Here is a 12,903-nt window from a genome sequence, read left to right as displayed (position 1 = left end):
TTACACTCCTCGTTTGAATGGTCCCATCCATTTAACATGTCCATTATAGCATAGTGCTTTTACACCAAATCTTAATTAATCTTAACAATCATAAATGTAAATACGCTGTTATATATTTTTACATAAAAAAACCACGCTCTGGGAGAAGCGTGATTTTTTTAAAGAAAAAGGATTAATCTAAGACCGGCTGGTAACAGTCTTAAATTATGGTATTGCAGATATATATTATTATTTTGGTCTTTATCTGCACCTATATTATAATCCATATTTATTAAAACATTTTTGTTATTTATAACAACATTTTGTCATATCTTATCTTTTCATTTTATTTCTATATACTTTTGGTGTCATACCGGTATACTTTTTAAATATTTTATTGAAATAGCTTTGCCCTTGGAAACCTACACGACTTGCGATTTCTTTTATTTGGACATCTCCTCTCAACAATTCTTTACTAACATCTACACGTTTCTTTGCCAACATCTCCGTAAATGTCTTATGCATAGTTGTACTTAATAGCTTACTTATATAAAAAGGAGATACTTTTAGATGATCTGCCAAATCACTCAAGGTGATTGGCTTCTTATAATTATGTTCGATAAAATGGAGTGCTTCTTTTACTAGATGATTGGTATTTTTAAATCGTAAATCACTTACATTGTGATATAGTTTTTTTAAGTTCAAGGTTAAATTAATATCCAACTCTTGGTATACATTGGTAGATATACGTAGAGGTAACAACATAAAATCATGCAAATCAATATCCATATATCGTTGTTTGATGCCTACTAGTAATTCTTCATAATATTCATCAATATGATGTAAGATATCTTCTTTATCCAACATTAGTACATCATCACATATCTTTTTGATTATATTCTTTAATGATGCTTCCTCCAAATTTTCAAAGATTGTTAAGGTATCTTCCACATAGTTGTGCATGCGATTTATATGAACCCCTAATGTATTGGCATTATCATAAATTTGTTGTTGGAAGGGCAATTGTTTTCCAACATGATCTCTTGCCATTAAAAAAGAATTATGAAAGTTATCGATGTTATTTACCATGGTTCCAATACCCAACCCAGCTTCATTGGTAAGATTGTTTTCAAGTTGTTCACAGACATTCACTATATCTTCTTTAGAAAAAGACTTATCTCCTAAGACAAAGCAAGTTAGAAAACCATGTATTTTTTCTTGGATGATTTGATATGTCGAAGATGAAAATATGGCGTGCAGTTGTTCAAGAAGAAAATCTTCTTGGGTTCCTCTATATAACACACACATCCCACTTGTAATCTTTGGATTTAAAGCATGTACCTTACGATAAAGTTCTATTTCAGATTCATCTGAAATAATCGCATACAAACATTCATGGATTTTTTGTGGTATCATCTCTTGTATTTTCATCTCAAACGCATCGACTTGGTTTACATCAAAAGAAGTTAACTTTTGTATAACGGTTTCAATTGCCTGTAAAAACTCCGCAATGTTATATGGTTTTAAAATAAAATCTGCGACACCTAAACGAATGGCTTGTTGCGCATATTCAAAATAATTATAAGAAGATACAATTAAGAATTGCGCTTTTGTATTCTTGCCTTTCATATCTCGAATCATATCTAACCCATTAATTCCAGGCATATTGATATCTGCACACACGATATTTGGTTGTTCCTTTTCAAATAACGCAATGGCGTCCTTTCCATTACGTGCTTCAAAAACAAGACTATCTTTTATATTTTCTTTTAGAATATGAACCAATGTCTCACGTTCTATCTTTTCATCCTCTACTACAAGTATCTTTACCATTAGATTTCCTCCCCCTTGATTTTCATCACTATTTCAAAGCCACAATCCTCACTGCTATTTACAATGATTTCGACTTGATCTTTAAAAAATGTTTTTAATCGTTTCGTCACATTATACAATCCGATGTGTTCTCTTTCTTCATCATGTATACGATATTCATTTAAGATCAATTCTTCTAATATATGAGCAGACATACCTATTCCATTATCGCTTACTGATAAAAGAATATCTGTTCCATTCATACTTGCACTTACTATAACTTCCCCATCTGTTATAGTATCTTTTAAACCATGAGTTACTGCATTTTCCACCAATGGTTGTAGAACCATCGTAGGAATGTGTATATTTTGTATATCTGGATCCACATATAAATGGAAAGTGATTCTTTCTCCAAAACGCTTTTCTTGTAGAAACATATAGTTTTCAATCGCTTTTAACTCTTCTTTTAAGGTACTTACTTTATTGATAGTATCTAAACTATACCTAAGTAGTTGACTTGTCCTTTCCATTAGTTCACTAGTTTCATATGCACCTTCACTATACGCCTTCTTATAAATCATATTCAACGTGTTAAATAAGAAATGCGGGTTTATTTGATTTTGTAAAACACGTAATTCTCCTTGTATTAATAACTCATCCTTTTTTAAGTTCTCATTTTGTTGTTCTAGAACACGTTTTTCTAATTCTGCCTTTTCTTCTGCATATTGTATATTCTTTTGAACACTATCTGCCATATCTTCAAGAGCAATACATAATTCATTCATCTCTACATTCGCATTGGATATTTGTGTTAAATCGTATTCTCCTTTTTTTATTTGTTTCATATTATGGACGATCTTTTCAATTGGATCTGTAATCGATTTTAACATTGTTCTAGAAAAGTATATAATCCATATGATCATAAGGGTTATCAAGAGAACTGACATCCAACCTAATATAAGACGATGCTCATGCACTTGATTTTTATAGAACTGCATATCTTTGGTTAGGATCTCATAATAATCGCCACGTGATCTCATGATACTAATAAATTGTTGATGTACTTGATCTTGTGATACTGGTGCATCTGTCGTATAGGTAGCATTCTTAACATATTGATAAAACTCTTGTATGCTCGATTTAAGCTTGGTAAACTGTTTATCCTGATCCACCTTGCCATATGCATTTTTTACATTTTGTAGAGCTTGTAAAGCCTCTTTCTCGCTATTCTCTACTTGTTTGATAAAGGTTTCATCTTCACTAGAGATATACTCTGTATAAAGGGTATGTATTTCTTTTGCATTATGATATACATGATTTAATTCATTATACGTTGTAAATGTGTCATTATACTTATCGATTGTTTCATCATTCAACAAATAATACATCGTACAACCAAGTGCTACCATCAAAAGAAGCATAATATTATATACAAAGATACGCCAACGTATACTTTCTGTTCTTCTTTTCATGATTCACCCTCCCAATAAAAAACCTTTCCTATATTTTACCATAACGTTGTTCAAAAAAAAACAAGATGCTTGCGCATCCTGTTCTCTATTATTAGTCTACTGATTTTTTAACAAGTGCTAATACTTCTTCTGCTGTTGATAAACTTAATGCTTCTGCAGCTAGAGATTCCATCTCTTTTTTGCTTAAGCCATTTACCATCTTACGTGCTGGAAGAATAGAAGTAGCTGACATTGAGAATTCATCAAGACCCATACCTAGTAGTAAAGGTACTGCATATGGTTCTCCAGCCATTTCTCCACACATACCAGCCCATTTGCCTTCTTTATGAGCGCCTTGAATTGTCATATTTACAAGACGAAGGATAGAAGGGTTATATGGTTGGTATAAGTAAGATACGTTTTCACTCATACGATCCGCTGCCATTGTATACTGAATTAAATCATTTGTACCAATAGAGAAGAAATCTGCTTCTTTCGCGAAGTTATCTGCATTTACTGCAGCAGCAGGAATTTCCACCATCATACCAACTTCAATATTATCCGCAACTTGTACACCTTCTTTGATAAGATTTGCTTTTTCTTCGTTGAAGATAGCTTTTGCATCACGGAATTCTTGTACAGTAGCGATCATTGGGAACATGATACAAAGTTTTCCATAAATACTTGCACGAATCAATGCACGCAATTGTGTACGGAAAATATCTGTACGATCTAAACATAAACGAATTGCACGGTATCCTAAGAATGGGTTCATTTCTTCAGGGAATTCAAAGTATGATAATTTCTTATCTCCACCGATATCCAATGTACGAACAACAACTTTACGTCCGCCCATACCTTCTAATACTTCTTTATATGCAACAAATTGTTCATCTTCTGTTGGGAAGTGATCAGCATCCATATACAAGAATTCTGTACGGAACAATCCAACACCTTCTCCACCATTATTTAAGACACCATCCACATCTTTTGCACTACCGATGTTTCCAGCAAGTTCTACTTCATGCCCGTCTGTAGTAATAGATTTAGCATCTTTTAATACACGAAGAGCTGCTTTCTCTTCCGCAAAAGCTGCTGCTTTTGCTTCATATTTCTTAATTGTTTCCTGATCTGGATTTAAGATAACATCCCCTTCTAATGCATCAAGAATCATCATATCTCCATGATTTGCTGCTTCAAGTACACCAGCACAACCAACAACAGCAGGAACTTCTAAGCTTCTTGCCATGATTGCAGAGTGAGATGTTCTACCACCGATTGCTGTCGCAAATCCTTTTGCGAACATATTTAACTGTGCAGTATCAGATGGTGTTAAGTCATGTGCTACTACGATTGAATCTTCATTCATTGTTGATAAATCAGGAATTGTTAATCCTAAAACATTGCATTTTAAACGATATGTAACATCTTTGACATCTGCTGCTCTTTCACGGAAATAATCATTATCCATAGACTCAAACATTGCTACCATTTGTGAAGAAACTACATCTGCTGCATATTCTGCATTCACTTTATCGTTTTCAATCATTGAAACGATCTGTCCAGCGAATTCAGGATCTGATGCCATCATTAAATGTGCATCAAACACAGCCAATTCTTCTTCAGATAAACGTGCAGAAGCTTTTTCCTTTACTACTTCAATATCTGCTTTTGTTTTTTCAAGAGCTTCATTGAATTTTTTAACTTCTACTGCAGGGTCTCCATCTTTTTTAACGATTTCTACATTAGGCTGTACCAGCTTGTATACTTTCGCGATAGCTACTCCAGACGATGCCGCAATACCTTTTAACATAAATGTATCCTCCTCTTAACACTTAAAACCACTTATGATGAGTATCTTTTTTTGGTAGAATTACCTGTATTTTTGAACTTCTTTAATCCTACCTACGTATTTAATGATACCATTTTTCACGTATATAAGCAATGAAAGAATGCCTCTACCGCAATGTTTTTTAGCTGTTCGTGCGTCTTTTCATCATATTTATTCTTCCACCAATCGCTATCGTTTAGACATAGAAAATCATTCCTAATGATTTCTGCATAAATTTCCGGTAATTCACACAAGATTCGTTCCATATCGATACGAAATTCAAGAGCATTATATGAAACATCTTGTTCCATTATTTGTAGATTTTTCATACTGGTTGTTTCTTCATATTTTTGATACAGCCTTCCCAAATACTTCATTAATACATCTTCATCTTTTCTTGTTCTTTTCATTCGACATACCGCCCTTCCATAGGTATATACGAGAAAGTTAGGTAAAATTCCTAAAAAAAAGACAAATTTCCTAAAAAATTTATCTTTTTCTATATTGTTACGTACTTATCGCATGAAAAGTAGCCATAGTACAAAATAAATAGCGCATAGAATTAGTACTACAGGAATCACAATCGTAACGAAGGCCGCTATAAACATTGCGGCATGATCTCCCTTTTCGACTACTAGTTTGTTTCTTTTATCCGCAAACTTTTCGTCATCCCCATATCTTTCCTTAATTTTTCTGCGTGTTTTAAACATTGTTTATTTGCTCCTTAAATGACATGCTACAAAGTGTTCAGGTTCAATTTCCTGCCAAGCAGGAGTTTCCTCTCTACATCTATCTGTTGCATATTTACAACGAGTATGGAATTTACATCCTTTCGGAGGATTCACAGGACTTGGAATATCCCCTTCTAATATTTGCAATTCTTTGTTATTTATATCCGTTGTAGGAATGGCATTCAATAATGCTTCCGTGTATGGATGCAAAGGATTCTTAAAGATATCTTCTGCTTTTGCACTCTCTACCATATTTCCTAAATACATAACTCCGATGCGATCGGAAATGTACTTCACAACACTCAAGTCATGAGAAATAAATAGATACGTTAAATCTTGTTGTTCTTTTAAGTCCTGTAACAAGTTTAATACCTGTGATTGAATCGATACGTCTAAGGCAGATACAGCCTCATCACATACGATAAATTTAGGATTTAAAGCCAATGCACGAGCAATCCCGATACGCTGACGTTGTCCACCAGAGAATTGGTGAGGGTAACGATGGATAAAGTATGGTTCCAATCCACACTGTCCCATAACTTTCAAGATATAATCTTCAAGTTCCTGACTACCCTTCTTAAATTTCCCTTGTCCAACCAAAGGTTCAGAAATAATCTGTCCAACGGTAAGTCTTGGGTTTAATGAAGAATAAGGGTCCTGGAAGATGATCTGTAAGTCTTCACGTAGTAAACGCATTTCTTCTTTTGTTAACTGCGTTAAATCAATACCACCATCCCATAAAGCATCCATTGCTTCAATGTCTGATTGTCCTGCTAAAGAAGCTTTTCGAGATGCAATTTTCTCACGAGTAGCATCTTGTGCTTTTTGTGCAGTTTCGATTTCTGATGCGGAAGCGTTCTTCTTTTTCAAATCCGCAACCTTACACCCTGCTTTATATTCATCCAATAATAAAATCTTAACAGTATTCATATCTGTATCAAACATCAAACCTCCGGCAATACGCGCAAGTTTTTGAAGCAAGTAATCCGCTTTATCACTACTTACATGATTTGGATCATCTTCCTTGATGTTTGCTTTTGCTTTTTCGTAATCATTCTTCAATTTATCAATATTCTTGATATTTTTTTCTACATAGTTTGGCTGATATTCATAAACACTACGTCCGTAATAGATAGTATTTCCACGAGTCTGTTGATACAACTGCAACAACACACGACCCAATGTAGATTTACCACAACCAGATTCACCTACTAATCCATAAGTTTCACCAGCATTGATAGTGATATCGATGCCATCATTTGCTTTAACATATAACGGTGTTTTATTCAGTAAGCCACTACTTTGAACAGGGAAATATTGACGAAGATTATGCAGTTTAATTAAATTTTTCTTCTCCATTATTTATCCCCTCCTCTTTTCACAGGATAGAAGCATCGAATAGCATGATTCGTTCCTACAGTTTGTAATGTAGGTTCTTCCTGAGTACACTTATCCGTTGCATATTTACAACGAGGTGCGAATTTACATCCTGTTGGTAAATCCAAAGGATGTGGAACACTTCCTGGAATTGCATCTAAACGTTTTGTTTTATCTGAATTCAAACGAGGAATAGAAGTCAATAAACCTTCTGTATATGGATGAATATATTCACTCTCCATAAAGATATTATTTACAGGAGCTGTTTCAACAACCTGTCCACAATACATAACGGCAACATCATCAGCCATCTGATTGATAACACCTAAATCATGTGTAATGAACATAATAGATGTTCCTGTGTCACGTTTCAATTCGTTCATTAATCGTAAAATTTGTGCTTGGATAGTAACATCCAATGCTGTTGTAGGCTCATCCGCAATCAGTAACTTTGGTTTACAAGCTAAGGCCATGGCAATCATGACACGCTGACGCATACCACCAGAAAGTTGGAATGGATAGGATTTATTTACCTGCTCTGGATTGGCAATTTTAACTGCCTTCAACATTTCGATACTTTGTTGTTCTGCTTCTTTTTTATTCATCCCTTGATGTAACATCAATACTTCAGAAATCTGACGATTGATTGTAAACACAGGGTTTAATGATGTCATTGGTTCTTGGAAAATCATTGAAATATCATTCCCACGTACATGGGACATTTCTTTTTCGTTCATTTCAGAAATTTTCTTTCCTTGGAATAAAATTTCTCCATCATAAATCTTTTGATTTCCTTCAAAAAGTTTTAAAATACTCATTGCAGTCTGGCTCTTCCCACTTCCGGATTCACCAACTACTCCTAAAGTATGTCCTTCTTCAATACTTAAGGTTACACCATTCACGGCTTTAATCAAACCACGTTTGGTATCAAAATATGTGTGTAAATTATTAATCTCTAGTAATTTCATAATAGCACCTACTTCTCGTTTGCCTTTGGATCAAGGGCATCACGTAAACCATCACCAATTAAGTTGATAGAGAACGCTGCAATCATCAAACATACTGCTGGTAAGATCCATCTCCACCAATACAACTGAATAACTTCTGATTGCTGAGCACCGTTTAACATATTACCCCAAGAAGGCATTGGAGCTTGTACACCGAATCCAAGGAAGGATAAACTGGATTCCGTTAACATATTTACAGCATAACTCAATGTAATGTTTACAATACATAAGTTCAATACATTAGGCAAGATATGACGAATGATAATCGCATATTCTTTGATTCCTAAAGCTCTCGCTGCCAACACGAAATCTTTTTCTCTTTCGATCAAAATCTGACCACGTATAATACGTGCGAGTGAAGGCCAACTTACAAGACCTAGAATCAACATGATTAGGATTAGTTTTTGACTACTATCCATATTAATACCTAAGAATGCACTTAAGGTAATTACTAATGGCATAAATGGAATTGAGTTAAAGATTTCAGATAAACGCATCAATACATTATCTACCCAACCACCTTTAAATCCAGCAATCATACCTACAATCATACCTACTATGGCTTCCACGATACAAGCCAAGAAACCAACAAGTAAGGTAACTCTACCACCAGACATCAAACGAGTTAATAAGTCACGACCGAATTGATCTGTTCCCATGAAATAACCTTTGTTACCCCATGCTTCAACAGTTCCATCGTCACTTACGCCAAACGCTTGATAATATCCAGTATAAAGTGTTTTAATATTTGCATCTTCAGGGACATTCAATTCGTTTAATGTATTGTCACCCCATGCATATACCTTTCCACTCTCACCCAATGCATATAAAGCATTACGATTAGAAGAAACCTGTACAATTTTCTCATCGATCTTAGGAACCTTTAACATTCCTTTATCTGTAGAACCCCATACATGAATTTTTCCTTTATCGTCAAGAGCAACAGCAGTTCTAAAACTCATACGAACATCTACGATATTAACAGAACCATCGGTTAATTCTTCTGGTACTGCACTAATTTCATTTCCTTGTGTTCCAGCAACAGCAACCGTACCATCATCCTTTAAGATGACCATGTTATAGGTACTACCATCTACTTTCGCAACATGTCCTTTTATTCCTTGTGGTAAAATATCTAATTTACTAGCTTTGACATTTCCCCAAATATAAAGATTCTTTTCTTTTGTAATGATAGCAGAATAACCTTCACTTGCATAAAGTTCTTCTACACCCTCAGCTACAGCAAGTCCCTTAATATTTGCAGGAATACTCGCTTGATTGAAGTTATTAAAACCCCAAGCATATAATTCACCATTGGTACTCATTGCTACTGCATGCTTATCACCAACAGCCAATTTAGACATTTTTTTATTTTGTACACTTTCCGGAATATCCAATACATCGTTTGTATCACTACCCCAAGTGTATAATTGACCATCGTTTCCTAAACCTATAGAGAATGAAATCCCATTCCCAATATATTTAATACCAGCATCCTCTAAATCACTATCTACTGATAATAATTTTCTACCAGGTTGAATATTCTTCAATACAGGTTCTGTTCTAGCAGCATCGCCTAAAGGCATAAGCAAGCTACCAACAAAACTAAAAGCTAAAATCAAAATAAATCCAAGCATCCCAATACGAGCTAAACGATCGTTAAGGAAATTCTTCCAAACCACCTTGGAAGGTGATGTAATTGCTTCTTCTTCTAAGATGTTCTTTAGTTCTCTCTTTTGTGACTTTGGTGAAAATAATCTTTTAAACATAGAAGTAAAAGAATTTTTAAATCTGGATAACGTACTTTTATTATTCTTGTCATTCATATTCTATACCTCCTAATCTAATTTTATACGAGGATCAACCATCGCATAAACAATGTCACAAATAAAGTTACTTACTAGGTAGATTACTGCATAGAACATGTTCAAAGCAATAACCAACATAAAGTCTCTTCTATTTAAACCTGTGATTAAAACACTACCTAATCCGTCGTATGCAAACACCTGCTCTGCAATTATGGAACCTGAAAACAGCGTTGAAATCTGAATAACTACAACTGTAACAATTGGAATTAATGCATTACGAAAAGCATGAGAGTATATAATTACCTTCTCACTTAACCCTTTCGATCTTGCAGTTCTAATGTAATCTTCATTTAAAGATTCCAACATTGCGTTACGAACATAACGAATCGTACCTGCAAGGTTCATAATGGTGAGCGTCGCAACAGGTAACATCAGACAATAAATCCAACTTCCGATGTTTGAAGTATCAATTGGCATACCACCAGATGGTGCAACACCTAATGTAAATGCAAATACATAAATTAAACATAATGCGATAAAGAAACTAGGTACACTCATACCTATCAAGGAAAATAACTGCCAAAATTGATCAATAAACTTTCCTTTCTTAATCGCTGAACGAATTCCTGCGAATATGGAAATCGTCAAAGAAAACAGCAATACAAAAAAGTTCATAATTACTGTATTTTTCATTGGTCTTCCAATTACATCTGCAACTGGTTCTTTATAGGTGATAGAAGTACCTAAATCACCTGAAATAGTATTCTTTGCCCAGTTTAAATATTGAATTGGCAATGGTTTGTCGAATCCCATTTTTTTCTTTTGTGCTTCATATACAGTATCATAATATTCGGGTCTAACATTTGGTGACATAGATAACTTAATAGGGTCACCTGGCATCAATTTCATCATTGAAAATAATAAGATTGAAATAACGAAAACTACCGGAATTAATGATAAGATACGCTTTATACAATACTTTAGCATCTTATTTCCTCCTTAAAAACAACACAACAAGGAAGATAGCAAGACTATCTTACTACCTTCCCTAGATGTTGTATAAATATTGAATTACTTCCAGCTTAGAGCACTAATTGTCTGGTATACAGTCTGGAATGAATTTGGTTCAAATCCTTTTAGGTCTTTTGAAGCAAAATTGTAGTAAGTGTTTGCATACAATGGTGCCATTGGAAGAAGCTCGTTATAGTATACTTCATATGCTAACCATTTTTTCTCAAATCCGTCACGATCTGTAGGTTCTGTATGACGAAGATCTTGAATCAACTCATCCATTTTTGGATCAGCAATACGATATGCATTAGCTGTTGAATTTACATAATCACTTGAAAAGGATGCATAATAAGGATCTGGTGCATCAGAGTAGTTGCTACCTAAGTTAAATGTATGATAAATTTTTTCTTCTTCTTTTAATTCAGTATCGAAGTAGTAATTTTTCATCAATCCGTCAAAGTCAGTTCTTGTTAAAGTAAATTTGATACCAACTTTAGGTGCATTTTGTGTTAACAATAATTCTAGGTTGTCAGTTACAGAGTTATTTTCAGTACCCATATGGTTAATCTGAAGAACTTCTTTATTTGCATTGTAACGTAAATAGTCTGCGCTAGCTTTATTTGCATCAAATGGAGTTACACCATCTGCTTCAAAACGGTAGCTTGATGCATCTAATTCAGCATTTGCTTTGTCTAAAGAATATGCGTAGATATATTTTAATGATGATTCTAAATCATCTTTAGTTTTTGCATATACCCACTGTGCAGTAGAATATTCAGAGTTCAATGTCACACCATAACCACCAGTTACAGTTTTAACAAGTTCATCTTTATCCACGATGAAGTTTAAAGCACGACGTACTTCAACTTCTTTTGTTGGACCGAAGTTACATTTGAATGCAAATGTTCCGTATCCATTACGATCATAATTTGCAGACTGAGATTTGTCATCTTTAAGTCCTTTGTCGATTTTGTCGCCTTCGATAACATCATTTAAAACATCAATTTCTTTGTTCAAGAATGTATCCATATCAGTATCCATATTGATTTCTTTTACGATAACTTCCTTGATAGTTGGTTTGTTTCCTCTAGGATCACCAGCAAACTTGTCATTAATTGTAAGTTTTACTTGTCCGTTTTTGTAAGAAACAAATTTATATGGCCCACTAGAAACGGAAGGAGTCTTATTTTCTTTGCCTACCCAAGTTTCTACAGCTTTTGCCATATCACCATGAAACACAAGACCTTCTTCTGTTTGTTCTAATTTAGCATCTTTTCCAGCAATTGTTTTCATACTGTCTGGACGAATAACAACTAATGAATTTTCCCAGAAATATGGAAGAATTGATTTATCTACTGTTACAGAGAATGTTTTATCATCAATTTTATTCAATCCACTAAATGCCTTAGATGAACCATCATGATAAGTTTTGTAACCTGCATAGTATTCACCAGTAGGATCTCCATTATCTGCAAATTCTGGTGAAGCTGCGATCATTACATGGAATAAGTAATCATCTGCAGTTAATTCTGAACCATCACTAAATAATAATTTGTCGTTGATTGTGAAAGTAAATGTCTTACTTCCATCATCATTTGCTTTTGAGTCAAGTTTCTTAATAGCTGTTTCATTTAATTTGAACTCCCCAGTACTGTCCACCGCAAATGTTTCATAACCATAAATCATGTCACGAATGTTCTTATCATATGAGCTATTTCCTAAAGCCTCACTATTTAAGAACGCCTGACTGAATTTATCGCTACCAATAATAAGTGCACGATCTTCATTGGAACTTCCGCCACAAGCGGTCATTGAAACGGTCATTAATCCTGCAACCAACAGGGTTAACATCTTTTTCATAAAATCTCCTCCTATCACTCCTGATATGTAATCCAT

General features: G+C 34.2%; 10 protein-coding genes. All 10 read right to left on the bottom strand.

What is annotated here, in order from left to right; all coding sequences use genetic code 11:
* Window positions 1-312: 312 nt before the first annotated feature.
* On the bottom strand, window positions 313-1,812 hold the full coding sequence (locus ACWG42_RS01295) for a response regulator transcription factor (RefSeq protein WP_455789685.1): 1,500 nt from the start codon (window positions 1,810-1,812) through the stop codon (window positions 313-315).
* Window positions 1,812-3,263, bottom strand: coding sequence for a sensor histidine kinase (locus ACWG42_RS01290; protein WP_455789683.1), 1,452 nt, complete (start codon window positions 3,261-3,263; stop codon window positions 1,812-1,814). The genes ACWG42_RS01295 and ACWG42_RS01290 overlap by 1 nt, the downstream gene beginning before the upstream one ends.
* Before the next feature lie 91 nt (window positions 3,264-3,354).
* Complete coding sequence (ptsP, locus tag ACWG42_RS01285) at window positions 3,355-5,055, bottom strand: phosphoenolpyruvate--protein phosphotransferase (RefSeq protein WP_455789681.1); 1,701 nt, start codon at window positions 5,053-5,055, stop codon at window positions 3,355-3,357.
* Window positions 5,056-5,171: 116 nt separating this feature from the next.
* On the bottom strand, window positions 5,172-5,483 hold the full coding sequence (locus tag ACWG42_RS01280; protein WP_455789679.1) for an MG284/MPN403 family protein: 312 nt from the start codon (window positions 5,481-5,483) through the stop codon (window positions 5,172-5,174).
* 105 nt (window positions 5,484-5,588) lie between these two features.
* Window positions 5,589-5,783, bottom strand: coding sequence for a hypothetical protein (locus tag ACWG42_RS01275; protein ID WP_455789677.1), 195 nt, complete (start codon window positions 5,781-5,783; stop codon window positions 5,589-5,591).
* Between the two features lie 3 nt (window positions 5,784-5,786).
* Window positions 5,787-7,163: an oligopeptide/dipeptide ABC transporter ATP-binding protein gene (locus ACWG42_RS01270; RefSeq protein ID WP_455789675.1), complete on the bottom strand. Its 1,377-nt coding sequence runs from the start codon at window positions 7,161-7,163 to the stop codon at window positions 5,787-5,789.
* Complete coding sequence (locus ACWG42_RS01265; protein ID WP_455789673.1) at window positions 7,163-8,149, bottom strand: ABC transporter ATP-binding protein; 987 nt, start codon at window positions 8,147-8,149, stop codon at window positions 7,163-7,165. The genes ACWG42_RS01270 and ACWG42_RS01265 overlap by 1 nt, the downstream gene beginning before the upstream one ends.
* 8 nt (window positions 8,150-8,157) lie before the next feature.
* On the bottom strand, window positions 8,158-10,014 hold the full coding sequence (locus tag ACWG42_RS01260; RefSeq protein ID WP_455789671.1) for an ABC transporter permease subunit: 1,857 nt from the start codon (window positions 10,012-10,014) through the stop codon (window positions 8,158-8,160).
* A 12-nt stretch (window positions 10,015-10,026) separates the two neighbouring features.
* Window positions 10,027-10,983 carry an ABC transporter permease gene (locus ACWG42_RS01255; RefSeq protein ID WP_455789669.1) on the bottom strand — a complete coding sequence of 319 codons (957 nt, stop codon included), beginning with the start codon at window positions 10,981-10,983 and terminating at the stop codon, window positions 10,027-10,029.
* 84 nt (window positions 10,984-11,067) lie between these two features.
* Window positions 11,068-12,867, bottom strand: coding sequence for an ABC transporter substrate-binding protein (locus ACWG42_RS01250; RefSeq protein WP_455789667.1), 1,800 nt, complete (start codon window positions 12,865-12,867; stop codon window positions 11,068-11,070).
* Between the last annotated feature and the right edge of the window lie 36 nt (window positions 12,868-12,903).

The sequence above is a fragment of the Amedibacillus sp. YH-ame10 genome (assembly GCF_053848885.1).
Note: the sequence above shows the minus strand (reverse complement) of the source record. Positions and strands in the feature narration are given on the sequence as shown.

Bases quoted from the DNA above. Each gene is read 5' to 3' on its own strand.
- ACWG42_RS01295 (WP_455789685.1), bottom strand. From the start codon at position 1,812: ATGGTAAAGATACTTGTAGTAGAGGATGAAAAGATAGAACGTGAGACA.
- ACWG42_RS01275 (WP_455789677.1), bottom strand. From the start codon at position 5,783: ATGTTTAAAACACGCAGAAAAATTAAGGAAAGATATGGGGATGACGAA.
- ACWG42_RS01265 (WP_455789673.1), bottom strand. From the start codon at position 8,149: ATGAAATTACTAGAGATTAATAATTTACACACATATTTTGATACCAAA.
- ACWG42_RS01250 (WP_455789667.1), bottom strand. From the start codon at position 12,867: ATGAAAAAGATGTTAACCCTGTTGGTTGCAGGATTAATGACCGTTTCA.
- ACWG42_RS01290 (WP_455789683.1), bottom strand. From the start codon at position 3,263: ATGAAAAGAAGAACAGAAAGTATACGTTGGCGTATCTTTGTATATAAT.
- ACWG42_RS01260 (WP_455789671.1), bottom strand. From the start codon at position 10,014: ATGAATGACAAGAATAATAAAAGTACGTTATCCAGATTTAAAAATTCT.
- ACWG42_RS01280 (WP_455789679.1), bottom strand. From the start codon at position 5,483: ATGAAAAGAACAAGAAAAGATGAAGATGTATTAATGAAGTATTTGGGA.
- ACWG42_RS01255 (WP_455789669.1), bottom strand. From the start codon at position 10,983: ATGCTAAAGTATTGTATAAAGCGTATCTTATCATTAATTCCGGTAGTT.
- ACWG42_RS01270 (WP_455789675.1), bottom strand. From the start codon at position 7,163: ATGGAGAAGAAAAATTTAATTAAACTGCATAATCTTCGTCAATATTTC.
- ptsP (WP_455789681.1), bottom strand. From the start codon at position 5,055: ATGTTAAAAGGTATTGCGGCATCGTCTGGAGTAGCTATCGCGAAAGTA.